22 protein-coding genes are annotated in these 26,140 nt (G+C 46.5%); 6 read left to right on the top strand and 16 right to left on the bottom strand.

Annotated elements, in window-relative coordinates; translation table 11 throughout:
- Window positions 1–167: 167 nt before the first annotated feature.
- The 15 genes from RCO84_RS10150 to RCO84_RS10220 form a co-directional block, all read right to left on the bottom strand.
- Entirely contained in the window at window positions 168–1,031 is an 864-nt protein-coding gene (locus RCO84_RS10150) for a hypothetical protein (protein WP_317584992.1), read from the bottom strand.
- Window positions 1,031–2,083: a FimB/Mfa2 family fimbrial subunit gene (locus RCO84_RS10155; RefSeq protein ID WP_317572664.1), complete on the bottom strand. Its 1,053-nt coding sequence runs from the start codon at window positions 2,081–2,083 to the stop codon at window positions 1,031–1,033. Before RCO84_RS10155 ends, RCO84_RS10150 begins: the two co-directional genes overlap by 1 nt.
- Entirely contained in the window at window positions 2,083–3,780 is a 1,698-nt protein-coding gene (locus RCO84_RS10160) for an Mfa1 family fimbria major subunit (protein ID WP_317572665.1), read from the bottom strand. The genes RCO84_RS10155 and RCO84_RS10160 overlap by 1 nt, the downstream gene beginning before the upstream one ends.
- A gap of 102 nt (window positions 3,781–3,882) precedes the next feature.
- Entirely contained in the window at window positions 3,883–5,382 is a 1,500-nt protein-coding gene (locus tag RCO84_RS10165; protein WP_144151932.1) for a DUF3575 domain-containing protein, read from the bottom strand.
- 228 nt (window positions 5,383–5,610) lie between these two features.
- On the bottom strand, window positions 5,611–6,018 hold the full coding sequence (folK, locus tag RCO84_RS10170) for a 2-amino-4-hydroxy-6-hydroxymethyldihydropteridine diphosphokinase (RefSeq protein ID WP_144151934.1): 408 nt from the start codon (window positions 6,016–6,018) through the stop codon (window positions 5,611–5,613).
- 93 nt (window positions 6,019–6,111) lie between these two features.
- Window positions 6,112–7,296: a tRNA preQ1(34) S-adenosylmethionine ribosyltransferase-isomerase QueA gene (gene queA, locus RCO84_RS10175; RefSeq protein WP_144151936.1), complete on the bottom strand. Its 1,185-nt coding sequence runs from the start codon at window positions 7,294–7,296 to the stop codon at window positions 6,112–6,114.
- Between the two features lie 13 nt (window positions 7,297–7,309).
- Entirely contained in the window at window positions 7,310–8,026 is a 717-nt protein-coding gene (gene truB / locus RCO84_RS10180; RefSeq protein WP_153100972.1) for a tRNA pseudouridine(55) synthase TruB, read from the bottom strand.
- Window positions 8,027–8,035: 9 nt separating this feature from the next.
- Complete coding sequence (locus RCO84_RS10185; RefSeq protein ID WP_144151938.1) at window positions 8,036–8,881, bottom strand: undecaprenyl-diphosphate phosphatase; 846 nt, start codon at window positions 8,879–8,881, stop codon at window positions 8,036–8,038.
- Between the two features lie 29 nt (window positions 8,882–8,910).
- Entirely contained in the window at window positions 8,911–9,141 is a 231-nt protein-coding gene (locus RCO84_RS10190; protein WP_317584994.1) for a DUF3098 domain-containing protein, read from the bottom strand.
- Window positions 9,142–9,167: 26 nt separating this feature from the next.
- A complete protein-coding gene (locus tag RCO84_RS10195) occupies window positions 9,168–10,046 on the bottom strand; it encodes a cell division protein FtsX (protein ID WP_144151940.1) in 879 nt (292 codons plus the stop codon).
- Between the two features lie 284 nt (window positions 10,047–10,330).
- Window positions 10,331–11,113 carry an acyl-ACP--UDP-N-acetylglucosamine O-acyltransferase gene (gene lpxA / locus RCO84_RS10200; protein WP_118139306.1) on the bottom strand — a complete coding sequence of 261 codons (783 nt, stop codon included), beginning with the start codon at window positions 11,111–11,113 and terminating at the stop codon, window positions 10,331–10,333.
- Window positions 11,114–11,143: 30 nt separating this feature from the next.
- Window positions 11,144–12,538 carry an efflux transporter outer membrane subunit gene (locus RCO84_RS10205; RefSeq protein WP_264902606.1) on the bottom strand — a complete coding sequence of 465 codons (1,395 nt, stop codon included), beginning with the start codon at window positions 12,536–12,538 and terminating at the stop codon, window positions 11,144–11,146.
- A gap of 27 nt (window positions 12,539–12,565) precedes the next feature.
- A complete protein-coding gene (locus tag RCO84_RS10210; RefSeq protein ID WP_144151944.1) occupies window positions 12,566–15,832 on the bottom strand; it encodes an efflux RND transporter permease subunit in 3,267 nt (1,088 codons plus the stop codon).
- Window positions 15,833–15,865: 33 nt separating this feature from the next.
- Entirely contained in the window at window positions 15,866–17,077 is a 1,212-nt protein-coding gene (locus RCO84_RS10215) for an efflux RND transporter periplasmic adaptor subunit (RefSeq protein ID WP_317584997.1), read from the bottom strand.
- 174 nt (window positions 17,078–17,251) lie between these two features.
- Window positions 17,252–18,694 (bottom strand): CCA tRNA nucleotidyltransferase, encoded by a 1,443-nt coding sequence (locus RCO84_RS10220; RefSeq protein WP_022122075.1) that lies wholly within the window; start codon window positions 18,692–18,694, stop codon window positions 17,252–17,254.
- Window positions 18,695–18,881: 187 nt separating this feature from the next.
- Here RCO84_RS10220 and RCO84_RS10225 point away from each other — a divergent pair, with 187 nt between their 5' ends.
- From RCO84_RS10225 to RCO84_RS10245, 5 genes are all read left to right on the top strand, one after another.
- Window positions 18,882–19,430 carry a DUF1599 domain-containing protein gene (locus RCO84_RS10225; RefSeq protein ID WP_228112588.1) on the top strand — a complete coding sequence of 183 codons (549 nt, stop codon included), beginning with the start codon at window positions 18,882–18,884 and terminating at the stop codon, window positions 19,428–19,430.
- Between the two features lie 9 nt (window positions 19,431–19,439).
- The gene (locus RCO84_RS10230; RefSeq protein ID WP_317584999.1) at window positions 19,440–21,533 is read left to right on the top strand and encodes a BT_3928 family protein; all 2,094 of its coding nucleotides are present in this window, start codon (window positions 19,440–19,442) and stop codon (window positions 21,531–21,533) included.
- Window positions 21,534–21,678: 145 nt separating this feature from the next.
- A complete protein-coding gene (locus RCO84_RS10235; protein ID WP_144151955.1) occupies window positions 21,679–22,326 on the top strand; it encodes an SPOR domain-containing protein in 648 nt (215 codons plus the stop codon).
- Window positions 22,327–22,435: 109 nt separating this feature from the next.
- Window positions 22,436–23,029 carry a GTP cyclohydrolase I FolE gene (folE, locus tag RCO84_RS10240; RefSeq protein WP_117727317.1) on the top strand — a complete coding sequence of 198 codons (594 nt, stop codon included), beginning with the start codon at window positions 22,436–22,438 and terminating at the stop codon, window positions 23,027–23,029.
- A 23-nt stretch (window positions 23,030–23,052) separates the two neighbouring features.
- A complete protein-coding gene (locus RCO84_RS10245) occupies window positions 23,053–23,805 on the top strand; it encodes an exodeoxyribonuclease III (protein ID WP_317585001.1) in 753 nt (250 codons plus the stop codon).
- Window positions 23,806–24,036: 231 nt separating this feature from the next.
- On the opposite strand, the gene RCO84_RS10250 is transcribed toward RCO84_RS10245, so the two are convergent.
- A complete protein-coding gene (locus RCO84_RS10250; RefSeq protein ID WP_144153627.1) occupies window positions 24,037–24,543 on the bottom strand; it encodes a VCBS domain-containing protein in 507 nt (168 codons plus the stop codon).
- Between the two features lie 382 nt (window positions 24,544–24,925).
- On the opposite strand from RCO84_RS10250, the gene RCO84_RS10255 reads away from it, so the two are divergent.
- Entirely contained in the window at window positions 24,926–26,113 is a 1,188-nt protein-coding gene (locus tag RCO84_RS10255; protein WP_317572671.1) for a zinc-dependent metalloproteinase lipoprotein, read from the top strand.
- Window positions 26,114–26,140: the final 27 nt, after the last annotated feature.

The raw sequence follows: 26,140 nt of genomic DNA on the forward strand, positions 1-26,140 counted from the left end.
TAATATGGTCGTGCTCAGTGTAATACCACTTTCGCACATTCAAATTAACATGCAGGATATCATTTTCGCCTTTATATAACAGAAACTGATAGTAATGATTTCTGAGGATATCTACTGCCCGGGAGGTTGGAGCCCCGCTGGCATCATCATAATCCACAAACTTGAGCTTATAATCTGATTCCTTTCCAAACCGGTCTCTGAGCCGCAGACTGATGACGGCAGGCGTAGCCCCCCCCCTCTCCGCTATTCCGATATTCAGGAACATAGACATCACCCTGCAACATATCAACAGGATCCAAAGAAGGAGTGGCTTCGTGAAAATGCCCCATATCCGCATCAGAAAGCCGGTTGGCATCTTCCAGATGGGCAACACTGGCAAACGGCGGCAGACAATAGCCCTGCTGCTGATGCCCCAGGAGTTTTACCTGCGTGAGCGTATATCCCGCATCTATCATATCCTGGCGAAGCGAAACATGAATCTTGGCTTCTGCACGGAGCAGATTGATGGTCTTGATGTCATACTGCTTTCCTGCCTCGAAAGGAATGTTTTCAAGCTGCTTCACCCCCCACATCGGAATGAAATGGGGCGTGGTAGGCTGATAGCTGAAGGTCAGGCGGTTCAGATTATCTTCCGAGAAATCTGCCTGCTCGTCCACGCCATTGATGTTGGCATAAACCATCACCTTTCCGGAAAAGCCACTGTTAGTCATCTGCAACTTATCCAGCTTGATGGATCCGGTAACCTGATATTCATTCTCCTTCTGGGTAGGCAGAAGTACCAGATGCTCCACCCCGCCGATGGCACGGCCATCCTGACTATAGAAAACTACATGCAATCGGCTCTTGTCGATGGCATATTCCCAATCGCTGTCCCCCGCACGGGTCACCACCGTAGAGGATGGCATATATAGCTGGAATACCACCCTTACATAGCCGTCATCCGACACACGGTCGGCGGAATCGCTGCATGCCATGCAGGTAATTACACCTGCCAGGGCAAGCAGATATTGAAAGATCTTATTGATATTCATCATTTTGAAGGTCCGAAATCCGAATTATTCAATACCACTCTCCACGAATTGATATAGATGGTTGTAGCCAGCCAGTTAGCCTTCTCGTCGAGAAAGAATACGAGATTATATGAATCCTGGCGGTCAAGATATTCCTGGTCGTCCATCCTGCTCTGATAATTTCCCTTTACCAGCAAGGCATAATCTATCAATGGAATATTGATAATGCTTCTGCCTGTAGAATGCTCATATACATGCAGGCGCATCTGATGGCCTTTCACGAGGCGGCAGGTGGTTAACTCTGCCAAGGCTGCAGATACGGAGGTCTGCTCGCCCGTATTCCCGTTTACACCAGCCATGCCTTCATACTTGCTCCATGCAGAATAGGATAGTTCATCATCTGCCAGGAGACTGTTGTCGTAATCCAGATAGCCATTGTTATCCGTAATGACAAAGTCGAAATCTTCAGCCCTCAGGCTCTTTCCAGAAAGATGCTGCAATATGATCTTGAAATGGTTGGTATCCTTGGTGAGTCTGACGGTTACTGTTTTGGTTTTGCCAAAAACAGCAGTGAGGTCGGCATTTCGCAGGATGCCATGAAACAGGGGAGTAAGGTCGTGGTTTACCTGATGGTTATCATCACGATTCACAAGAACCTGGAAATCTCCCATGCTGGCCTTTCCCCAGCTCTCCTTTCCATCTTCACCTTTATATATATAGGAATTGGAATGGCGTTCTTCACCTTCAGCCCAAACCTGAAGATCATATACCCCTGACGGCATATCATCCACATTCATTCCCTCTTCGGATAGAATCTCTGAAGTTGGAGCAGTCTTGGAATAGACCAGTTTTCCCTCCGAATCAAAGGCATGAAGCGTGACGGTCTTCACCTCATGGGCAAAGGCATCGGCATAGAGCATGTTCATATCGTAAACAAAACGAACACGCCTGGTAGCCTCACACCCTTCCTGGTCGTCGTGCCACCAGGAACATGACACGAGGGTCAGGCTCAGTGGCAGCAACAACCAAGATAAGAAAGTGCCCCATGTAAGGGTACGAGTCTGTATCTTCATTATTTTGTCTTATCCAAATCTGCGTTATACTTTACAACTCGCCATGAAAGCACGTTGATGCGGGCTGCAAGATAGGTAGCATCGTTAGATGGAATGGTTGGGTCGATAACCTTGTTTGGATCATAAACCGGTGTACCGAATCCGAACATATTCTGAATGTTGATGCTATACACATGGTTGCGCACGATGCCGTAGTAGCCCACCTTCGTTGAATCTGTACCCAAGTGGCGGATAGGGATGAAGTAATATGCCCTACCCTCCTTGCGGATCTGAGCTGGCTCTTTGTTCATCTCGGCCTGGAGAGCTTCCCGGGTTACACCTGTATATGAATCTTCTGTGATTCCCGTTTTCTTCTGCAAAGACTCGTCTGTAGCCAACGTACGCAAGGTGGCCACTACCTGATAATCCTTGATACCAGTAGCCGCGGTAGTGAACTCGATATCAGATGGCTGCAACTTGGTACGGGTATTGCCCTTACTGATATAGTAATCGGCAAAGCTGTTGGCAACTTCTGTCTTCACATCATCGACATGCAGGTATTCCTGACCACGATACTGGCAGATTTCTGCTTTTTTGTAATCCGTTCCATCCTTGTAAACCAGATGAGTTACAAGTACCATCTTGGTCAAAGTGCTGGCATAAGGGTCTAGATCTACAGTTATTGGCGCATTTGGCAAGGTGTAGGCACAATCAGTTAACTTGCGGGCAGCATAATCATTGTAAGTATGATTAACCGGTTTATTACCGTCTGCACCACCAGCGGCAAAGGGTACGGAAGAAGTCCAGAAACAACGATTGTAGTCAGAAGAAGTCCATACGTTGATACCCAGGTTTTCATCATTCCATGTAGTATTTACCTGCTTTACCAGCTCGGCCTTGCCATCTTCATCAGCAACACCCCATCCATCAACTACGGCATAGATATCATTGGTACCATAAACACCCACCTTCATGGCATCCTTGCCATCAATCTTTGTCCATTTTCTGCCATCAGTAGCAGTGTAATTAGCATCGATAGTAGGCTGAACCTTAGCCACTACTCGCTCAACGAACATCTCTACAGGTTTTTTCTTGGCCTCATCTGCTGTGGTAGCAACATGTCCTGTGACGACAGAAGCACATTTCTCCACACCATTGGCTACAAAAACAGAATTGCTCATCACAAAGTTCTTGTTGCCAGTGGTATAGAACTGAGAGAAGACAGCAGAACGCTTCACATCATCCAACGTCTTGGCACCATCTCCGAGCTTATCTCCATCCAATGAATTTGGATTGATGACTGCAATCATCACGGCTGGTGAAGCTCCGGTATTGCCCTCGATAACCAAAAGAGGATTGGAAATCATAGACACATTTGGATTTTCCTTATTATCTGTATTCAAATCACGGTTCTTCTCCAGCCAGTTTTTACCGGTAGACTGACCAGCATTCTTCAGCATATAAGGAGTTCCATCAGCATGGAAGAAATAGAATCTTACACTCTCAATATAGTTCTCATCTGCCGTACCTGCTTCATAATCACTTTCTGCACGGGAACCGGAAGCAGAACCTACATTATTTATTCTGATGGCGAGATAAGACTTATCGTTAGCATTATCTGGACCGCCACCATTCAAGTCATCGCTGCTTGAGCAAGACATCACCGTCATCATCAATGCTGATGCCAGCACAGATGAAAGCACTCTGAATTTCTTCATAATTTTATAGTTTAAATCGTATTTATTACTTTTTTATTTATATTTTCTGCTGTATTTATCGTAATTTTATAGCTTTTATTCCTATAGTCTATATTTATAGCTTCATTGAATCGTCAGCACCTGATACGCTTTTCTTGCAGCATCGGCTTCCTTGGAATCGCCGGCTCTATCCAGATAAGGCTTGGCAGCCTCGGCATCACCATTGTTCAGGCGGATGATGGCGGCATTCAGATTGGCGGTTTCATCCTCCGGATACATGCGCACAGCCAGCTCCATCACCTCGTTGAACTCCCTGGAACCCACCTTGTAGGTCTGGGCTACCATGAACAACTCGTTGAGCGACAACAGCTGCGGCTTGGTCTTCATGATCTGCTTTGCCTCCTCCACATCAAATGGCTTAATCTTATATGTAATGTGGTAGTCGCTATGGCGGAGAGCCGGATAACAGAGGGTGAGCAGGGTGCGATATTGCGCCGGATATAGTTTCTTCATTTTCGCATTTCGGGCATCTGGGGTCAGGGTTTCATCCTGCGCTATCGCTAAAATCTGCTGCTTCTTCTCCAAATCGCTCTGCTGGATATGTTCACACAAGCCATCCCAATCCTCGGCAGTGGATGATATGGTGAAGATGCTGTCGGGCAGCTGCACCATCTTGCGAACATACTCCGCCAAAGTGCGGGCACGGTTCTTTGCCAAGTAATCGTTGTGCTGATACGTGCCTTCCGGTGAAGCAAAACCATGGATATTGATTGCCATCACCTGCAGGTTCTTATCCGCCTTCAATGCCTTGATGGTAGTGATGATGCTATCCAACTGTGCCGGATTGCGGCGATAGTCGGCACGCAGCTCTATCCTGTTCACTGGGAAGTCGATATAGGCTCGCTTATCCAAATGGCGAATCTTCGGAGCTTCGGCTACTACTGCCTGCAACTGAAGCACCGGCTTCAGTACATTCTGCTTAGGCTGCTGAATGGTCTCGATAATCTGAGGCATATCGTTTTCGTGCTTCTCTTCAGCCTTGCCAGGGATTAAATAGATGAGGGAGAGAGCCACCTTGGTGGGACCCACATAATTTTTGTGGGCAGTTTTCAGCTTTTCGCCACACATTCCGCATTCGAATTTATCGTAGGATGTATGGACATAACCCAATCCGAGCGAAGCCTCGAAGTTCCAGTGCTTTGAAAGATTCCATTGTTTTCCAGCTGTGATGCCGCCTCCGACATACCAACCTTCATAGCGATGGTTGCGCAATCCTTTCAACAATCCGAAAGGAAACTTCACGCCGCCCACGTTATACTGACCGCCCAAGGCATGGGCACCCACAAACCATCCATCAAAGCTTCGGTTGAACCAGTAACGATATTCCGGCATCACCAACCAGTGTCGGAGCCTAGACTGATCTCCTCCACTCTGCCTCCAGGGATTCAAGCCCAGAAATACCTGAGCTGTATGCTTCTTGCCTACTTCCATTTCCATTCCCATATTAGGGGTGGTAGTAGCCCAATAAAGCATATTAGTCTTGAAGCCTATCTGCTGTGCTTGCATTGATTGGATACAAAGGCACATCATAATGGCTACAGCCATAAACTTATTTACTTTCATATTCACTTATACCTCCTGATATACAAATATCTTTTTACTTACTTTTATTTTCCGCTGAATATTTTTGTTATTTTACTGCTTAATAATTAAGCTATATTACTGCTAACTTTAATTTCGGGTGCAAAAATAATAAAAAAACTGCAAAAAACACTTATGAAACGAGTTAAAGTAAGCAAAAGCAATTAAAAAAGGCAGAAAGTTTTCTCCTTCTGCCTGAATTATAATAAATCACCTGAGTATTTCCTTCAAAGGTTTCATCACGAATTCACGCTCCTCCATCAACGGATGGGGAACCTTGAAATCGGGCTCATCTATCACCAAGTCATCTATCATCAGGATATCAATGTCGATGATGCGATCCTGGTATTCGCCATCCACCGACTTCATGGTGCGCCCCATTTCGCGCTCTATGTGCTGCGTAGCCTCCAGCACCTGGCGCGGTGCCATCGTGGTGAGAACCAGCACACAGGCATTGATGTAGTCGTTGGGCGATGAATAACCCCAAGGCTTGGTTTCGTAAAGAGCAGACTGGCGCTCTACCACACCAATCTGCTCTCCTATCTTTTCTATTACCTCGCGAATGTTGCGCTTTCGGTTGCCCAAATTCGTACCGAGACTTAAATATACCTGATACATACTTATTCACACTTTCATAAAATTGTGGATAACTAAGCTAAAACAAAGAATATAAACAATTTATATGTGTATATAAACTGTTTATACCTCTGTTTAATCTGGAAGCATCAACAAAGAATCACCATAGCAGCCAAACATATAGCCATTCTTCACAGCCATCTTGTATGCCTCGTAAACCAGGTCGTAACCGCCAAAGGCTGCAGTACTCATCATCAGGGTTGACTCCGGATGATAGAAATTGGCTACGGCACAGTCAGCAAGACCGAAATCGTATGGAGGGAAGATGAACTTGTTGGTCCATCCGTCGAAAGCCTTCATCATACCATCTGTGCCAACAGCCGTTTCTGTAGCCTTCATCACACTGGTACCGATAGCGCAGACGCGATGGCCGGCAAGCTTGGTCTTGTTAACCAGATCGCATGCCTCCTGGCTGATCATCATCTGCTCAGAATCCATCTTGTGCTTGGTAAGGTCTTCAACCTCGATATCATGGAAGTTGCCCAAACCGCAATGCAGGGTGATATAAGCCTCGTTGATACCGTTAATCTCCATACGCTTCATCAGCTCGCGTGAGAAGTGAAGACCGGTAGCAGGAGCAGTAACAGCACCCTCTACTTCAGCGAAAACACACTGGAAATCGTCCATATCATCCTCTGTAGCGTGATGATCCTCACGTGCATCGATAACGTAGCGAGGAAGCGGAGCCTCGCCCAGAGCGAAGAGCGAACGCTTGAAGACATCATGATTGCCATCCTCATCATAGAGGAAACGGAGGGTACGGCCACGGCTGGTGGTATTGTCGATAACCTCGGCAACCATCTCGTTGACATCATCGAAGAAAAGCTTGTTACCGATACGGATCTTGCGGGCAGGCTCTACCAATACGTCCCAAAGGCGCATCTCAGGATTGAGCTCACGGAGCAGGAACACCTCAATCTTGGCATCGGTCTTCTCCTTGGTGCCGTAAAGACGGGCTGGAAATACCTTGGTATTGTTGAAGATGAAGGTATCGCCCTCTTCGAAGAAATTCACGATATCCTTGAACTGCAGGAATACTGGATTACCATCGGCATCAACCATATCCTTGCCTTTCGCATCTTTCTTGTACATCTCGATGGTTTCTGACTTCTTGTGGAGAACCATGAGTCGGGACTCGTCGCGGCGAGTAATCTCGAATGTACGTTCACCACTAGCCGTTTTTACCACGTGCTTTGCCTTATGTGGATAAAGTGCCACCTGATCTTTTGGCAACTTAAAGTTAAATTGTGATAGCTTCATGTTATATTTTTTATTACTTGGATGGTTGAAGGCTGTCTTCGAGAGGCTGCTCATCAAGCCATTCCTGGAAATGATCAAAACTGATGCAGTTTTCTACTGCGAAACTTCCAGCCTTGGTACGGCGGAGGGCGGTAAGGTAGGCGCCACTATCGAGAGCCCTGCCGATATCACGGGCGAGGGAGCGGATGTAAGTACCTTTGCCGCAAACCACACGGATGCTGGCGGTCTTCTCCTCATCGTTATAATCGGTGAGTTCTATCTCGTCTACACGCACGGTCTTCGGCTTAAGCAGAACCTCTTCGCCTGCTCGGCGCAAGGCATAAGAACGGTCGCCATTCACCTTTACGGCGCTGTAGGTAGGCGGAACCTGCTGAATCTCGCCCACAAACTGCTTGAGCGTTTCCTCCACCAGCTGGCGGGTGATATGCTTCGTAGGATAGGTGTGATTCACGCTGTGTTCCTTATCGTAGCTGGCGGTAGTAGCACCGAGCTGCAGGGTAGCTGTATACTCCTTAGTGTGGGTCTGCAGCTGTTCTATCTGCTTCGTACATTTACCGGTGCAGAGCACCAGCACGCCAGTGGCAAGGGGATCGAGCGTACCGGCATGTCCTATCTTTACCTTAAAACCGAGTTTCTTACTGAGCAGATAGCGAACATGCGCCAGGGCTCCGAAACTCGACATGCGATAAGGCTTGTCGATGGCAATAATTTCTCCTTTTCTGAAATCCATAGTTTATATTTAGTCAACCATCTGCATATCTACACCGCAAAGGCCGCAGATGATAATGATAAGTCCTACTACGATACGGTACCAGCCGAAAGCTGCAAAACCGTACTTGGTGACATAATTGATGAAAAACTTGATGGCGAGAATGGCAACGATAAATGCTACCACTGAGCCTAATATCAATGTGAACAGGTTGTTGCCCTGGGTGAGCAATGAGCCGCCGCCATGGCTGATGAGCTTATAAACCTCGAGACAGGTGGCGCCAAACATGGTTGGCACTGCCAGGAAGAATGAGAACTCGGCTGCTGCCTTGCGGGTAAGACGCTGGGACATACCACCCACGATGGTTGACATAGAGCGCGATACACCAGGAATCATCGCTATACACTGGATGAAACCGATAATCAGGGCACGCTTGTAAGTAAGCTTGGTCTGTTCGCTGCCTTTATTGAATATCTTATCGCAGAAGAGCATGAAAATACCGCCGATGACAAGCATCCAGCCCACCAGTTGTACATTGCCAAGGTTTGACTCGATGAAATCATTGAAGGCAAGGCCCAATACCACGGCAGGCACGGTACCTACAACCAGACGGGCATAGAAATCGAACATCGCCTTCCAATAGGTCTTCTCACCGGTCTTCACAGCCTCAGGATAGAAGAATCTCTTCCAATACAGACAGATGACAGACAGGATGGCGCCAAACTGGATGATGACAGTAAAGGCGTTGACAAACTTATCCTGGATATCTACACCCAGCAAGTTTTCTGCTATAATCATGTGGCCCGTACTGGACACAGGCAAGAACTCGGTCAGTCCCTCTACGATAGAGATAATGATAGTCTGAATAAAATCCATCTAATAATAATATGTATATTAATTATAAATTATTCATTGTCTTTCGGTTTGTGAATCACCGCATAGATGATTGAAAGGAAACCAATCAATGTTACGGTTGGTGCTACAACGATGCGACGGGCACTGAAAATATCAGTATCGAAGGTATGCTCGTTAGAACCGGCGCCACTCATCAGCAGAAAACCGATGATGATAATCGCCATTCCGATGCCTAACAAGATAAAGTTCATCTTGTCGAATGCTAAATTCTTCTTATCCATTATTTTTAATGTTTAATGTGTAATGTTTAAATTTTATACAAGTCTCCCGCCTTCATCTTCAGGAACTTATTGACTGAGATGCAGGCGCAGAAGGCGGTGATGATGATACCGAAGAGGAAGACGGAACCGCCGGTGATGGCAAGTTCCTGCCAGCCCAAAACATTCATCAGTTCCGGTTCGTGAAGCGACCATGCATAGAGACAACCGCCCAGAAAGCCATCTGCCAGCAGGGCTGAAACAACGCCCACAAGCACAGCCTTGCGCAGGAACGGACGACGGATAAAGCCCCAGGATGCACCTACCAGCTTCATCGTATGGATGGAGAAACGGCGGGCATAGATGCCCAGACGCACCGTATTGTTAATCAGCGAGAACGAGATGAAGGTGAGCAGGGCTGCTACAATCAGCAATCCGATACTGATCTTTGCCAACGAATTGTTCACCTGTTCTATCAGGTCGTGCTGATAAGTAACCTCGGTAACACGCGGATATGCCTTCAGTTCCTTGGCAATCCACTTCAATGAATCATTGTTCGCGTAATCTGCCTTCGTCGTAATCTCTATGGAAGGCTGGAAAGGGTTGACACCGGCAAACTCGCTCGGGTTGGTACCCAAATCGCGGGTAGCTTCTTTCAGTGCCTCTTCCTTGGTGATATAAGTCAGCGTATTGACATAAGGTCTTGCATTCAGGCGTTTACACATCTGCAATCCCTCCGGGTTAGTCATATCCTGTTCGAGCATCACCTGTACCACGAGATTCTCCTTCACATAGGAAGAGAGATTGCGTCCCATGAGGACAGAGAAGATAACTAACCCCAACAAAATGAGCACCATAGCGGTACTGATACACAAAGTAATGACCTGCAATCCACGATGATTGCTAGGCTTATATTGTTTCTTTCTCATTTTAAAAAATCTTTACTAACTTAAAACCAAAAGGGCACAATGACCCAAATTGTCTGCAAAGATACGCATAAACGAAGAGATTACAAAATAAAATTGCATTTATTTACATTTATTCAATTAATTAATCGAACCACAGGCAAAAGTTAAGTTCAATTGGAAAAGGAAAAGGGCCAACCTCACGGCCAGCCCTTCACATACTAAGTAAAATTCAAATAGGTATGACTTGAATTTACTAAATGAAAATATTTTTTTTTAGGAAATTTTCCACTATAATTACACCATCGTTACATTTTAGTGATGACACCCTTCTCTGAACTCTCCAGGAACTGGATGATGTTCTGAATCTCCGGTCCATCTGGCACCTGATCCTTGATCTGGTTAATGGCATCGAAAAGGGATGTCTGACCATGGAATACCAGTCGGTAGGCATTAGCAATATGCTTGCGAACCTTCTCGGTAAGCTCGGCTGCTTCCATGATGATGGTGTTAGGACCTGCATACTTCACAGGCTTTCCACCGGCAATGATATAAGGAGGAATATCCTTAGAGAAGGTAGTACCTGCCTGAATCATCGCCAGGTCGCCTACTCGGGTCTTGGCGTTCTCTACTACAGATGTTGAGTAGATGACACCGTTACCAATCACACAGTCGCCCGCAATCTTGGTGCCATAACCGAATACGCAACCGTTGCCGATGACGGTATCGTGAGAGATATGGGCACCTTCCATCAGGAAGTTGTTGTTGCCCAGAACGGTCTTGCCGCCCTTATGGGTACCACGGTTGATAACCACGTTCTCACGGATGGTATTGTTATCGCCGATTACTACCTCACTCTCCTCACCTGTAAAGTGGAAGTCCTGTGGGAGCGCAGCGATAACGGCTGCCTGGAACACCTTATTATTATTACCCATGCGAGTACCGTTCATGATGCTCACGAATGGATAGATGGTACAGTTGTCGCCGATGACCACATCGTCCTCAATATAGGCGAATGGATATATCTTGCAGTTGTCTCCAATCTTAGCCTTTGGAGAAACCTCTGCCTTTGGACTTATTATACTAGCCATAACTATAAACTATTAATTATTAACTATAAACTACTTAGCTCCTCCACCCAATGCATAGTAGAGATTTACTACTGCCTGCATCTTGTTGAAGTCATCAGCTACCTTAGAAAGCTGTACGTTGAGGAGTGAAGACTGTGCCTGGATGATTTCAAGGTAAGAGCTGCCTGCAATACCCATCAATTCCTTGGTAGATTCTACATTCTTCTCGAGTACTTCTATTCGCTTCTGCTCTATCTTGCTCTTCTCATCAGAGTAGTTGTAGAGAACAAGCGCATTGCTCACCTCGCTACCAGCCTTCAGCACGGTATTCTGCCAGGTATTGTAAGCCTGCTCATACTGCATCTTAGCCACCTTCAAACCGGCAATGATACGGCCGTTCTGGAAGATTGGCTGGGTAAGAGAACCTACAGCTGAGAGCAACCACTTACCAGGGTTCACGATGCCCATACCACCTGAATTGGTGAAGGCACCTGTACCGGAAATGGTGATAGATGGATAGAACTTGCTGCGGGCGGTCTCTACACCATAGAAGCACTGGGCAAGATTCATCTCGGCTGCGTGGACATCAGCACGGTTGTTGAGCAACTGGATGCCTACACCGGTTGAGAAATTAGATGGAAGACTCTGATTATCCAACTTGCCACGGGCGATGCTATGTGCCTGGTCGCCGATGAGCAAACTCAGAGAGTTCTCTGTCTCACGAATCTGGCGCAACAGATCGGTCTTCTGGGTCAACACAGAATAGTAGTTAGACTCAGCAGACTGGATGGCTGGTGTACGGTAACCCATTCTGAGATCGTGCATCTTCTGCATAGTCTCCCAAGTATCCTTGGTCAATCCTTCCATATTGTTAACCAACTCCACCTGCTTGTCGAGCATCAACAGAGTATAATACATGTTGGCGATGTTGGCGATGAGGTTGGTCTTGACAGATACCTGATAATCCTGCAACTGGAGCAGCGCCATCTGGGCACTGCGCTTCTGAGAGAGCAAGTTGCCGAAGAGGTCTACCATCCAGCTGGCTGTAACAGGCATCGTGTAAGTCTTGGTGGCAGCCTGACCATCCCAGGAAGCGATGGTTCCCTGAGGAGTGAAAGACAAGGCAGGCACGAATGCCAACTTGGCACACTTCAGCTGCTCTTCAGCTATCTTCACGTTCAAAGCCGCATTGAGGAGGTTGACATTGTTGTTCAATCCCTTCTCGATGAGCGACTGAAGCTGAGGGTCGGTGAAGACACTGCGCCAAGGAATATTAGCGAAGGTTGTAGTATCCTTTACAGCCAAAGTATCTGTAGCAGAGTTGACATCACGTACGATGCCGCTGATCTTCACATCCGGACGCTCATACTTTCCGTAGAGAGTCTTGCAGCTGCTCAGAGAGAGCGCTGCGAGACCCAATATGATGATATTTAAATTCTTTTTCATTGTTTCCTTTGAGGTTACATTGCGTTATTACTTCTTCTCGATACCCTTCATTTCGTGAGCGGCGTTGGCATACTGCTCCAATTCGGCAGCTACCTCCTCGTTCATCTCGTCCTCGAACTTCAATGGAGTCAACTTCTCCTGCAACCACTCAAAGACTGCGAAGAGAGCAGGAACCACGAAGATCTGACAGAGAGTACCAAGCAACATACCACCTACGGCGGCAGCACCCAGGGTCTGGTTACCATTCTTACCTACACCTGATGCGAACATCAGAGGCAACAGACCGATAACCATCGCCAAAGAGGTCATCAGGATAGGACGGAGACGGGCACCGGCACCCAGAATAGCTGAGTACTTGATGGCCATACCCGTACGACGACGCTCGAGGGCGAACTGTACGATCAGGATGGCGTTCTTAGCCAACAGACCGATCAACATAATCAACGAAATCTGCATGTAGATATCGTTAGAGTGACCGAAGAGGTTAGTGAAGATGAACGCACCTGCCAAACCGAATGGGATAGACAATACTACAGACAATGGCAAGATGTAACTCTCGTACTGGGCACTCAAGATGAGGTAAACGAATACGATACAGAGTGCGAAGATCAAACCTGTAGAGTTGCTGGACTCAGCCTCAGAACGGGTCAAACCAGAGTACTCATAGCCGTAACCCTCAGGCAATGTCTCCTTGGCAACCTCAGCAATCGCCTTCATACCGTCACCGGTAGAGTAACCGCTGTTAGGAGTTACAGATACATCCATAGAGGTAAACAGGTTGAATCGTGTGATGTTAGACGGACCATAAACCTTCTTCAAGTTCACGAACTCGCTTACTGGAGACATGGTACCATCTGCACAACGTACATAAATCTTGCTCAGATCGTCTGGACGCATACGACTCTCAGGACCAGCCTGAATCATCACACGGTAGAGCTTACCGTAGGCATTGAAGTTAGATGCGTAGAGACCACCGAGATAACCCTGCATTACAGACAATACTGTTGATGGAGAGATACCAGCCTGCTTAGTCTTGGCAACATCAACATCTACCATATACTGAGGATAGTTAGGGTTATACTGAGTCTGGGCTGTCTGAATCTCAGGACGCTTGTTCAACTCAGCCAGGAACTTCTTCACATTATCAAAGAACTTGTTCAAGTCGCCACCGGTCTTATCCTGCATGGTCATGGTAATACCATTCTGCATGGAGAAACCGGAAATCATAGGTGGAGCAAAGGCAAGAACCTGTGCATCCTTGATGGTAGCAGTCTGCTTGTAGATCATACCCAACACAGAAGTATATTCCATTGGGTTGACAAACAGTGCCTCAATACCGCCACCGGTACAAGCCGCCTTGATACGGTGGAAGAATCCACCCGGACGCTCCTCGAATGGCTTCAGCTTCACGATGATGGTACCCTGGTTAGAACCGGCACCACCGATAAAGCTATAACCCATGATGGCGTTACGGGTTGCGATGGCTGGGTTGCTAGCCAGCATCTTATCTACCTGCTTTACCACCTCTGCTGTACGTTCCTGAGAAGTACCAGGAGCTGTAGAGATACAAGCGAAGATAGTACCGGTATCCTCATCAGGCACCAGACCCGTCTTGGTAGTACCCATCAGGGCAACCAGACCTACGATGCTGACAGCCACGAGGCTACCAGCGATAATGCCGTGGTTGATAACCCACTTGACACCACCCTTATACTTATTGGTAATCTTATCAAACTGATAGTTGAATCCAGCGTGGAATCGGTCGATGAAAGACATCTTCTTCTCGTGACCCTCCTCGTGTGGCTTCAGCAATACGGCACAGAGTGCAGGAGACAGCGTCAACGCATTGATAGCCGAAATAACGATAGATACCGCCATGGTTACACCGAACTCACGGTAGAAGTAACCGGAAGTACCACCGATGAATGATACAGGAACGAACACGGCAGACATCACCAATGTAATAGAGATGATGGCGCTGGAGATTTCGTTCATCGCATCGATAGCTGCAGTAAGGGCACTCTTGTAACCCTGGTCGAGTTTGGCGTGAACCGCCTCGACCACCACGATGGCATCATCGACCACAATCGCGATAGCCAGCAGCAGGGCTGACAGCGTAAGCAGGTTGATGGAGAAGCCGAAAATCCAGAGGAAGAGGAAGGCACCGACCAGAGCCACAGGTACGGCAATCATAGGAATCAGCGTAGAACGGAAGTCCTGCAAGAAGATATACACCACGATGAACACCAGTACCAGGGTGATAATCAAGGTGAAGATAACCTCCTCGATAGATGCGAACAAGAATTCGGTAACATCCATCAGGATGACATTCTTCAACCCTGGAGGATAACTCTTCTCCAGTTCATCCAACGTCTTCTTTACGTCGCTGGCAATCTGGGTAGCGTTGGATCCGGCAATCTGCTGAACCATACCCATCACGGCAGGCTGACCATCATTGAGCAGGTTTACATTATACTGCAAACCACCCAACTCAACCTTGGCTATTTCGCCCAGACGAAGAGTCTGACCGGAAGTATTGCTCTTGATGAGGATATTCTCATACTCCATTGGAGTCTTCAAACGACCCTTGTAACGCAAGGTATATTCATATTGCATATCAGAGCTTTCACCAAAGCTACCAGGGGCAGCCTCAATATTCTGCTCTGCCAAAGCCTGGGAAACATCAGAAGGAACCAGTCCGAACTCCTTCATCTTCTCCGGCTTCAACCAGATACGCATAGAGTAGTTACGGGTAGAAGGGCTCTGCACATCACCCACACCATTGATACGCTTCAACTGAGGAATAACGTTGATCAGGGCGTAGTTGGTAACAAACTGGTCATCGTAACGGCCATCGTCTGTAGTCAGAGCGAACATGATAACGTTGGAACTCTGTCGCTTGGTTACGGTGACACCCACCCTGGTAACCTCGGCAGGCAGCAGAGACTGCGCCTGAGACACACGGTTCTGTACGTTGACCGCAGCCATATCAGGGTCAGAACCCTGCTTGAAGTAAACGGTGATCTGAGCAAAACCAGAGTTAGACGCAGAAGAGGTCATATAAGTCATGTTCTCCACACCGTTGATACTCTCCTCCAGCGGAGCAACGACAGAGTTCAACACCGTCTGGGCATCTGCACCCGTATAGGTAGCAGTTACCGTGATGGTAGGCGGCGCGATATTCGGATACTGCTCGATAGGCAGCGATACCAAGCCGATAATACCCAGCAAGACGAAGAAGATGGAAACCACCGTCGAAAGTACCGGGCGCTTTATAAAGTTTGTAAATGACATAATTTACTATTTTTCTTTATACCTTATTATATATTACTTCTTTCCGCCCATAGCAGTAGCGAAGTCATGAGCGTTATCCTGAGACTCAGCCAACTTGGCAGCCTCAGCAATCTTCTGATTGTAGCGCTCCAGAGTGATAGGCTTGATCTGCTGGCCATCGGTCAACTTGGTGATACCCTTCAAAACAATACGATCGCCTACATGAAGACCTGCAGTTACGATATAGTTCTTGCCATCATCCTGTGGATTGACCTTGATCTCAGAATACTTCACCTTGTTATCCTTGGTTACGATATAAACGAAAATCTTATCCTGAACCTGAGAGCAAGCCTCCTGAGGGATAACGATAGCGCTGTTATGATCGTTAGGAACAACGATAGAACCTGCACCACCACTCTTCAGCAACTTCTCTGGGTTAGCGAAGTGAGCGATGAGAGAGATAGAACCAGAAGTAGCATCGATGACACCACTCATCTTGACTACCTTACCTGGGTGATTATAGATAGAACCGTCTGCCAACTGCAACTTAACAGCTGGGAACGCTGCGATGGCTGCCTGAATGCTACCATTGGTCTTAGACATGCTCAAGATCTGAGACTCAGAGAGTGAGAAGAATACCTCCATGGTGCTGATGTTGGAAACGGTTGTCAGAGCCTGACCAGAAGCGCTTACCAAAGCACCCACCTTGAAAGGAAGGCTACCTACTACACCTGCAGAAGGGCTGGTAACGGTACACCAAGCCAACTGCTCGCGGGCTGAAGCCAATGCTGCCTCTGCCTGAGCTACCTGAGCCTTAGCTGTTGCATAGCTGTTAGCTGCTGTAGAGAGTTCAAATTCACCGATAATCTTGCTATCATACAATTTCTTATTGTTCTGATAGGTCAACTTGGCTGTATTAGCCTGTGCCTTAGCTGTATTTACAGCAGCAGCTGCAGAACGGACAGCAGCCTGATAGGTCTCGCTATCAATAGAGAATAAAGCCTGACCTGCTGATACAGTCTGTCCCTCGTGTACAAAAACCTTAGTGATAAAACCAGAAACCTTAGGACGTACCTCAACATCCTGGATACCCTTGATGGTAGCAGGATAGGTAGTCTGCAATGCGGCGCTGGAAGTACCGATAGTAGCCACGGCAAACTCATCGTCGCCGAAGTTAGGCAGACCGCCCTTCTTACTTCCACCACATGATGTCAACGCAGCAAGAACACAAACTGCTGCAACAAACAAAACGCTTTTAATTTTCATACCTATTTTATATTATAAATTTATTATTTAATCTTTTATCTTCTCTTATTCAAAAGTTCTTTCGTCCTCTAACGAAAACTTTCATACGCCTTTAAGTTTTAAAAGCGCTGCAAAAGTACTAATAATAAATGAATAACGGCTCGCAAGGAGCCGTTATTTAACAAAAATTATTCTCTATTTTGAGTTTTCTGCATTTACCAATCCCATCTCCTGAGCCTTCTTCATCAGAAGCTCCATCAACGGTTCACGCTCATTAGCCACCTTATTGTCCAATACAGCATCCTTGAGATACTGCTTCAGAGTGCCTACCTCGCGGCAAGGGGTAAGATGGAACATCTCCATAATCTCATTACCATCGATGCATGGCTGGAGAAGTCGCTTATAATCACGTTCCTGCAGATCAACCAGTTTCTCGCGCACCATCTTGAAATTATCCAGAAAACGCTGCTTGCGCACCTGGTTCTTGCTGGTAATATCAGCCTCGCAGAGCGTCATCAGGTCGTTGATGTCATCGCCGGCATCATTCAGCAAGCGGCGTACGGCACTGTCGGTAACCTCCTCATCAGCAATCACAATCGGACGCATGTGGAGTTCTACCAGCTTCTGCACATACTTCATCTTCGCATCCATCGGAAGTTTCATACGGCGGAAGATACCCGGAATCATCTTTGCACCTATTATATTATGGCTGTGAAATGTCCAGCCGATATTGTTATCCCAGCGCTTGCTCTTCGGTTTACCGATGTCGTGGAAGAGAGCTGCCCAGCGGAGCCAGAGGTTATCAGAATGCTTGCACACATTCTCGAGCACCTCCATCGTATGGTCGTAATTATTCTTATGTGCCCTGCCGTTACGGGTTTCCACCTTGTCCATCGCAACCAGTTCTGGCAGAATGAGATCGAGCAGACCTGTATCTTTCAGGTAATAGAAACCGCTGCTTGGGTGCTTGGAGAGCATAATCTTGTTCATCTCGTCGCAGATTCGCTCAGCACTGATAATCTTCAGGCGCTCGGCATTGCGGGAGAGCGCATCATAGGTCTCCTCCTCTATCTGGAAATTGAGTTGGGTAGCGAAACGCACGCAACGCATCATACGCAGCGGGTCATCAGAAAAAGTGATATCCGGGTCGAGCGGAGTGGCAATAATGCCATCTTCCATATCGTAGACACCATCAAAAGGATCTACAAGTTCTCCAAAACGGTCTTTGTTCAGGCAGATAGCCATCGCATTGATGGTGAAGTCGCGGCGGTTCTGGTCATCCTCCAGCGTTCCATCTTCCACAATAGGCTTTCTGGAATCGCGCTGATAGCTCTCCTTACGGGCGCCAACAAACTCCACTTCTGTATCCTGATACTTCACTTGTGCTGTTCCGAAATTACGGAACACAGAGAGATGCGCCTTTCTTCCGAGCATCTTCTTCAAGGCAGAAGCTACCTCTATACCGCTACCAACCACAACGACATCAATATCATTGGAAGGTCGCTCCAGGAAGAGGTCACGCACATATCCACCTACTACATAACACTCCACAGACAGCCCATCTGCTGCCTCTGAAATCTTATGAAATATATCCTTATCCAGTATCTGTGCCAGTTCGGCATTGGTCAAATTTCTCATACTCTTTTTACTTTAGGGGTGCAAAGTTACTGCAAAATGAGCGAAAAACAAAATAAATCACGATTTATTTTTTCTTCCGAGTGCAGCGTAACTTATCAAAAGTTACTGCAAAATGAGCGAAAAACAAAATAAATATTTGGCTATTTCACAATAAATGCGTAAATTTGCACCGAATTTCGAAATTATTATGGCAGATTTATTGAAAACAGAACAGCAGTTTAAGGATGTCATGAGTGAATGCAGGACATTATTTGAGAAGAAGCTTCATGATTATGGAGCCTCTTGGAGAATCTTGCGCCCTTCTTCTCTGACAGACCAGCTCTATATCAAGGCGAAGCGCATCCGCTCGCTCGAAATCAAGAAAGAATCTTTGGTTGGCGAAGGTATCCGGCCGGAATTCATCGCCCTTATCAATTATGGTATCATAGGACTCATCCAGCTCGAAAAGCCTTTCGTGGATGAGGTGGATATGACACCCGAAGAGGCTATGAAACTATACGACCTCCATGCAAAGGAGGCACTGGAACTGATGCTCAGGAAGAACCATGACTATGATGAAGCATGGCGCTCGATGAGAGTCAGCAGTTATACAGACTTCATCCTGACCAAGATTCAGCGCGTAAAGGAAATTGAAGACATCGCAGGCGCTACCCTCGTTTCTGAAGGTATTGATGCCAACTATATGGACATCATCAACTATGCCGTCTTCGGTGCCATCAAAATGAGCGAGAAGTAAAAATATAAAATGATGAAGAATAAGGCAACTCACATATTAACAAAGATAGCGGTCAATATCGGGCGACTGCTGATGGCAATAACCTTCATTTTCTCAGGATTTGTGAAGGGAATTGACCCATTAGGCACGCAATACAAGATAACCGACTATCTGGAGGCGCTGCACATCGACTGGATGTTCCCCGACTGGAGCACCCTGGTGATGTCGGTATTACTAGCCACTGCAGAGTTTGCCATCGGTATCTTCCTCCTCTTCGCCATCCGACGGAGACTGATGAGCAAGATCACCCTTGCCGTGATGAGCGTGATGACGCTGATTACCCTGTGGATTGTCATCGCAGACCCAGTAAAGGATTGCGGATGCTTCGGCGATGCCGTAGTGCTCACCAATATGGAGACATTCATCAAGAACATCATCCTCCTGATATTCGCCGTCCTGCTTTGGAGAAAGCCGCTGGAGATGCAGAGACTCATCTCGAGACAGACCCAGTGGGTGGTGATCAACTACACCTTCCTCTTCTCCATCGTGATGAGTATCTGGAGTCTGTGGTATCTTCCGCAATTCGACTTCCGTCCTTATCATATAGGTGTCAACATCGCCAAGGGCATGGAGATACCGAAAGGAGCCAAGCAACCCAAGTTTGATACCACCTTCATCCTGGAGAAGAACGGAGAGCGGAAGGAGTTTACAATAGACAACTATCCCGACTCTACCTGGACCTTCATCGACAGCAAGACGATTCAGACCGAAGAAGGTTACGTACCTCCAATACACGACTTCAGCATAGCTGATGCCAAAACGGGAGAAGACATTACCCAGGAAGTAATTCACGATAAAGGCTACACCTTCCTCCTGGTTTCGCCACATCTGGAATTTGCCGATGACAGCAACTTCGGCAATATCGATGAGATTTACGAATATGCCAACGACCATGGCTACCGTTTTCTCTGCCTCACGGCAAGTACGGAGAAAGCCATCAAGCACTGGCAGGACATAACAGGAGCGGAATATCCCTTCTATGTCACAGACGAGACTACGCTGAAGACGGTAATCCGCAGCAACCCAGGTCTTCTTCTGCTGAAGAACGGAACCATCATCCAGAAATGGAGCCACAACGATTTGCCTGACATGGCAGAAATCGGCGACAAGCCACTGGAGAAGACCGAGATAGGCAAGATGCCGGAAGTAAGTGCCGCCAAGAAGATAGCCGGCATCATCTCCTGGTTCATCATTCCACTGGTACTCCTCACCATTGCCGACCGGCTCTGGGCTTGGGGCGCCTGGATCAGAAAGAAAGAGAATTCGAACAGAATATTATCAACTTTTAAAAAGAAAAGAAAAATGAGAAAGAAAATTGTAGCAGGTAACTGGAAAATGAACATGAACCTGCAGGACGGTGTTGCTCTCGCTAAGGAGATCAACGAGGCATTAGTAGCAGACAAGCCAAACTGTGACGTAATCATCTGTACTCCATTCATCCACTTGGCTTCTGTAGCTCAGGTTTTGGATTCAAAGGTAGTAGGTCTCGGTGCTGAGAACTGCGCTGACAAGGCTAAGGGTGCTTTCACAGGTGAGGTTTCAGCTGAGATGGTAAAGAGCACAGGTGCTCAGTATGTTATCCTCGGTCACTCAGAGCGTCGTCAGTACTATGGCGAGACAGCTGAGATTCTGAAGGAGAAGGTAGAGTTGGCTTTGGCTAACGGTTTGAAGGTTATCTTCTGCTGCGGTGAGACTCTCGAGGAGCGTGAGGCTGAGAAGCAGAACGAGGTAGTAAAGGCTGAGTTGGAAGGTTCAGTATTCCACTTGAGCGCTGACGCTTGGAAGAACATCATCCTCGCTTACGAGCCAATCTGGGCTATCGGTACAGGTAAGACTGCTACTTCTGACCAGGCTGAAGAGATGTTGGCATACATCCGCTCTATCGTAGCAGAGAAGTATGGCAACGAGGCTGCTGAGGATACATCAATCCTCTACGGTGGCAGCTGCAAGGCTAGCAACGCACCTGAGCTCTTCGCTAAGCCAAACATCGACGGTGGTTTGATCGGTGGTGCTTCTTTGAAGGCTGCTGACTTCAAGGGTATCATCGACGCTTGGAAGAAGTAATCTCATAAGGATATTACATTTCCCGAAGGGATGCCTTCTTCGTGAAGCGCATCCCTTCATTCTTCATTACACCTTATTATATATAGAGATCCAAGAATAAGGTGCTGTTTTAAAACAAGATGACAAAAAAATAAAAGGAATAGTCATGAAACAATTCGTCACATTATTGATTATGATCCTCTGCTCAACATTCACAGCTAATGCGCAGAACTACCTGGACCATCTCAAACAGAAGGAACCGGGAAAGGGTGTTGTAACCGTGAACCAAAGTAAGGCGATTGATGAACTGGTAAACGGCAAACAAGTGATTCCACAAGACGACAAGACTAAGACTACCCCACAGAAAAAAGAAAAAGAGCCTGAAACTCAGCGCAAGCAGGGGCCTGATTCCCTGAAGAAGACTGAGCCACAGCATCATGAGGCAAACCGAGAGAATGCCCACGTGAACAATGCCCAAAAGGCAGAGAACAAAAACGAAGAAACAGAGACACCTGTAGTGGATATGCGCAAGAAAGTGATGCGCAAAAGCTATAAGGTTACAGGATATAGAGTACAGGCTTTCGCTGGCGGCAATTCGCGTAACGACCGCCTGAAAGCAGAACAGACTGGCAATCAGCTGAAAGTTCATTTCCCTGAACAGCCGGTTTATGTTCATTTCTACTCTCCAAGATGGATTTGCCGAATGGGCAACTTCCGCAGCTTAGCTGAAGCCCAGAAGATGCTCGCCAAGGTTCGTTCCCTGGGATACAGACAGGCATGCCTAGTAAAGGGACAGATTACGGTACAGTACTAAAGTGAAGAGTGAATAGTGAAGAAACAACGTTCGGCGGCCGAAGGGAAAGCCAATTCAACAGCCTTACTATTCATAAAGTTCAAAATTCAAAGTTCAAAGTAAATAAGATATGAATCCAGAAACAGAATTTCGCGAGGGATTGGATGAACTCGCAGAACACTATACTGAAGTATTAAAGCTCTTGGGAGAAGACCCTGAACGTGAAGGACTTGTAAAAACGCCGATGCGAGTAGCCAAGGCTATGCAGATACTGACTCGCGGCTATACACAGGATGCACACAAGGTATTGACCGATGCCCTCTTCGAAGAGAAATACAACCAGATGGTCATCGTGAAAGATATTGATTTCTTCTCGATGTGCGAGCACCACATGCTTCCTTTCTATGGCAAGGTGCATGTAGCTTATATCCCGAACGGAAAGATTACCGGTCTGAGCAAGATTGCCCGTGTGGTTGATATCTACAGCCATCGTCTCCAGGTACAGGAGCGTCTTACCCAGCAGATTAAAGACTGCATTCAGGAAACATTGAATCCTCAGGGTGTGATGGTTGTGATAGAAGCCAAGCACATGTGCATGCAGATGCGAGGTGTAGAGAAACAGAATTCCATAACCACCACCAGCGACTACAGCGGAGTCTTCAATTCACTGAACACCCGCCAGGAGTTTATGAGTCTGCTGAGAGGAGAAACGAAGAGAATTTAATTTTTTCAACATTATTACAAAAGATGAAGTTTATATCCTGGAACGTAAATGGCCTGCGCGCTTGCGTAGGCAAGGACTTCGAGAACCAGTTTAAGGAACTCGATGCCGACTTCTTCTGCCTGCAGGAAACAAAGATGCAGGAGGGACAGCTCGACCTTCAGTTTGAGGGCTACGAGAGTTATTGGAACTACGCTGAGAAAAAAGGATACTCTGGTACAGCCATTTATACCAAGCACAAGCCATTAAACGTAAGTTATGGCATGGGCGTAGAGGAACATGATCATGAAGGCAGAATCATCACGCTGGAATATGACCAGTTCTATCTCGTTACCTGCTACACCCCAAATTCTCAGACAGAGCTCAAGCGCCTGGATTATCGCATGACCTGGGAAGACGATTTCCGCAAGTTTCTGAAATCTCTTGATGCCAAGAAACCAGTCGTCATCTGCGGCGATCTGAATGTAGCACACGAAGAGATAGATATCAAGAATCCGAAGACCAACCGTCGAAATGCCGGTTTCACCGATGAGGAGCGCGAAAAGATGACCGTTCTTCTGAATGATGGCTTCACCGACAGCTTCCGTTATCTCCATCCTGATGAGGTAACCTATTCGTGGTGGTCATACCGGTTCAAGGGGCGCGAGAAGAATGCCGGTTGGCGTATCGACTACTTCCTTGTCTCCGACCGTATCAAGGAACAGATTACAGAAGCTAAAATTCATACTGAAATCATGGGCAGCGATCATTGTCCGGTAGAAGTAGACTTAACGTTCTAATCCTATCTTTCAGCCAACATCAATAAGAATAATCAGAAGAGGGTGTGTCATAAGTTTATGATTCACCCTCTTCTTGTTGTTGGTAAATATAGGTCATAAAAAAAGGGGATGCACCTTCCTCACGGAAGCCATCCCCATATTGGTCATATCAACATAAAATTTTAATTTATATAAGAGAGATTTTTTTCTAATTCAATGAAGTAACATAACTACACAGTTGCTTATTTCTGATTACATGAACTGCTTCAACTCAGAGAGTTTTCTCTTCTCAGAAGAACCGTCCTTGTAAGTTACCATGAAGTAATCGTGAACAGACTTGCCATTTTTGAACTGAACGACAGCTACACCGCCTTCACGGAGCTGGAGTGTGAAGTAGCCTTCGCGCTTACCATTGATATACTTGCCATGCCACTTCTCCTTACCATTCTTATAATAGGTAGTAACCTCACCATTAAAGATAGTATTGCGATCGTTGCCGAGGTCGATAAAACTATAACCACCTTCAGCACGGAGATTACCATTCATATAGAAGTCCTGGAAAACGTCCTTCTTGTTAAGACCAGAACCAGTAGTCATCAGCAGTCTGTAATAACTAGCCTGATCTGCACTGGTTACATTGCTCATATTTTCTGCATAGAAAATAGTGTCAGCTACAACTGTTGCATTCTCTACGTGCTTACGACCGAAAGCTGCTATGGTCATCAAAGCCATCAATGAGAATAATATCATTCGTTTCATATCGTTTATTTTTAGGATGTTATTGTAATTGTCTTTGTTTCTTTTTTCTGGTGCAAAGATACAACGATTTCCGAAAAGTTCATAATTCCTTAACGCTATTTTATCTTATTTTTTGAGCAAGTAATACTTTTTGATTTTGGACGTACGCAGTCTTACAATTTGCAATTTCATAGCCTAAAATTTTGCATATTGCACGAAGACATACCTTACAAAACGCTATTTTCATGGAGTCAAGTTTACAAAATGTAACTGAATTGACATACATCAAGAAGATAAAAGCACAAGTTTTTTGGCATTTCGAGAAACTTTTTCAGAATATTTCTCGCCTATCTTCTTTTATTTTTGTATTTTTGCACGAAAATATATAATATAAGGTACGCGCATGAGAAAAATTCTTTATTTCATGATCGCCCTCACCGTCCTCAGCTTTGCATCATGCAAGGATACCGAAGGCTCTATCGGCGACCCTATCATATCCCACGGACAAGACCGTGACACAGATACCATTACGGGCGATGATTATGTTTATCATCTGCCTGTCATCTTCCATGTCTTCTACAGTAACACCACGCAATACATCGAATATACCCGCCTCAAGGAGATTCTCTCCAATGTGAACGAACTTTATCAGGGTGATGTATACAACTATCAGATGGATACCATCCCGAGCGAGAACCTGCATATCCTGTTCGAACTGGCTGAGAAGAATGAGAGCGGCAAGAGACTCAGCACACCGGGTGTAGAATATATCAAGGTTTCAGAATCAGAGTTCGACTGCGAGAGTTTCATGAAGGACAAGAAGTATGTACAGTACTGCTGGGACCAGAACAACTACATCAATGTGATGGTATATGCCTTCAAGAAGACCGATGAGAACAGCACCACGCTGGGCATCAGTCATCTGCCTTATCAGGTTGGCGGCTATCCACAGATTGAAGGTTTGAGCAATGGCAAGAACTATCCGTTGAGCAAACCGGGCAAATTTCCATATTGCGTTTCGCTTAATTCTATCTATGTGGGAAGGGATAAAGAAGGAACCCGGTATACAGAAGACAAGTATAACAGGAAATATAAATCCAACACAGCGGATCCGAATGCTACACTGGCTCACGAATTGGGTCATTATCTGGGTCTCTTCCACAGTTTCTCAGAAAAGACCGTGAAAGACAAATCTGAGGCTGCCGATGATGATGACGACTCTGACTATTGCGATGATACGCCTAGCTACAACCGAATAGCATACGGCAAATGGGTGAGACTAGCCATAAAGAAGGATTCTCTCACCTTGAGAGATGTGGCCAAACGCACCAACAGCAAGGGTGAAGAATGGCAGTCAGACAATCTGATGGACTACTTCTACTGTTACAGCATGCGTTTCACCCCAGAACAGGCAAACCGCATCCGCCAGGTTCTGTATTATTCGCCCCTGATACCGGGTCCGAAGAAGATTCGTCCAAGAACCCGTGCATGGGATGAGATGCCGGAAACAGAAGATGACCTCCCTATCCGATATGCCAAGGAAAAGGCTGTCAGCATCAAGGACATCCGGATACTGAAGGCTGAGAAATAGCAAAACTAGAAGAGTATTAAAAAAATA

The sequence above is a fragment of the Segatella copri genome (assembly GCF_949820605.1).
GTDB lineage: Bacteria > Bacteroidota > Bacteroidia > Bacteroidales > Bacteroidaceae > Prevotella.

What these genes read in the sequence shown, in the direction of transcription:
- folK (WP_144151934.1), bottom strand. Translation starts at nt 6,018, where the DNA reads ATGTATCAGGTATATTTAAGTCTCGGTACGAATTTGGGCAACCGAAAG.
- RCO84_RS10160 (WP_317572665.1), bottom strand. Translation starts at nt 3,780, where the DNA reads ATGAAGAAATTCAGAGTGCTTTCATCTGTGCTGGCATCAGCATTGATG.
- RCO84_RS10225 (WP_228112588.1), top strand. Translation starts at nt 18,882, where the DNA reads ATGGCAGATTTATTGAAAACAGAACAGCAGTTTAAGGATGTCATGAGT.
- RCO84_RS10255 (WP_317572671.1), top strand. Translation starts at nt 24,926, where the DNA reads ATGAGAAAAATTCTTTATTTCATGATCGCCCTCACCGTCCTCAGCTTT.
- RCO84_RS10165 (WP_144151932.1), bottom strand. Translation starts at nt 5,382, where the DNA reads ATGAAAGTAAATAAGTTTATGGCTGTAGCCATTATGATGTGCCTTTGT.
- RCO84_RS10185 (WP_144151938.1), bottom strand. Translation starts at nt 8,881, where the DNA reads ATGGATTTTATTCAGACTATCATTATCTCTATCGTAGAGGGACTGACC.
- folE (WP_117727317.1), top strand. Translation starts at nt 22,436, where the DNA reads ATGAATCCAGAAACAGAATTTCGCGAGGGATTGGATGAACTCGCAGAA.
- queA (WP_144151936.1), bottom strand. Translation starts at nt 7,296, where the DNA reads ATGAAGCTATCACAATTTAACTTTAAGTTGCCAAAAGATCAGGTGGCA.
- RCO84_RS10150 (WP_317584992.1), bottom strand. Translation starts at nt 1,031, where the DNA reads ATGAATATCAATAAGATCTTTCAATATCTGCTTGCCCTGGCAGGTGTA.
- RCO84_RS10220 (WP_022122075.1), bottom strand. Translation starts at nt 18,694, where the DNA reads ATGAGAAATTTGACCAATGCCGAACTGGCACAGATACTGGATAAGGAT.
- RCO84_RS10235 (WP_144151955.1), top strand. Translation starts at nt 21,679, where the DNA reads ATGAAACAATTCGTCACATTATTGATTATGATCCTCTGCTCAACATTC.
- truB (WP_153100972.1), bottom strand. Translation starts at nt 8,026, where the DNA reads ATGGATTTCAGAAAAGGAGAAATTATTGCCATCGACAAGCCTTATCGC.
- lpxA (WP_118139306.1), bottom strand. Translation starts at nt 11,113, where the DNA reads ATGGCTAGTATAATAAGTCCAAAGGCAGAGGTTTCTCCAAAGGCTAAG.
- RCO84_RS10190 (WP_317584994.1), bottom strand. Translation starts at nt 9,141, where the DNA reads ATGGATAAGAAGAATTTAGCATTCGACAAGATGAACTTTATCTTGTTA.
- RCO84_RS10205 (WP_264902606.1), bottom strand. Translation starts at nt 12,538, where the DNA reads ATGAAAAAGAATTTAAATATCATCATATTGGGTCTCGCAGCGCTCTCT.
- RCO84_RS10195 (WP_144151940.1), bottom strand. Translation starts at nt 10,046, where the DNA reads ATGAGAAAGAAACAATATAAGCCTAGCAATCATCGTGGATTGCAGGTC.
- RCO84_RS10210 (WP_144151944.1), bottom strand. Translation starts at nt 15,832, where the DNA reads ATGTCATTTACAAACTTTATAAAGCGCCCGGTACTTTCGACGGTGGTT.
- RCO84_RS10155 (WP_317572664.1), bottom strand. Translation starts at nt 2,083, where the DNA reads ATGAAGATACAGACTCGTACCCTTACATGGGGCACTTTCTTATCTTGG.
- RCO84_RS10250 (WP_144153627.1), bottom strand. Translation starts at nt 24,543, where the DNA reads ATGAAACGAATGATATTATTCTCATTGATGGCTTTGATGACCATAGCA.
- RCO84_RS10245 (WP_317585001.1), top strand. Translation starts at nt 23,053, where the DNA reads ATGAAGTTTATATCCTGGAACGTAAATGGCCTGCGCGCTTGCGTAGGC.
- RCO84_RS10215 (WP_317584997.1), bottom strand. Translation starts at nt 17,077, where the DNA reads ATGAAAATTAAAAGCGTTTTGTTTGTTGCAGCAGTTTGTGTTCTTGCT.
- RCO84_RS10230 (WP_317584999.1), top strand. Translation starts at nt 19,440, where the DNA reads ATGATGAAGAATAAGGCAACTCACATATTAACAAAGATAGCGGTCAAT.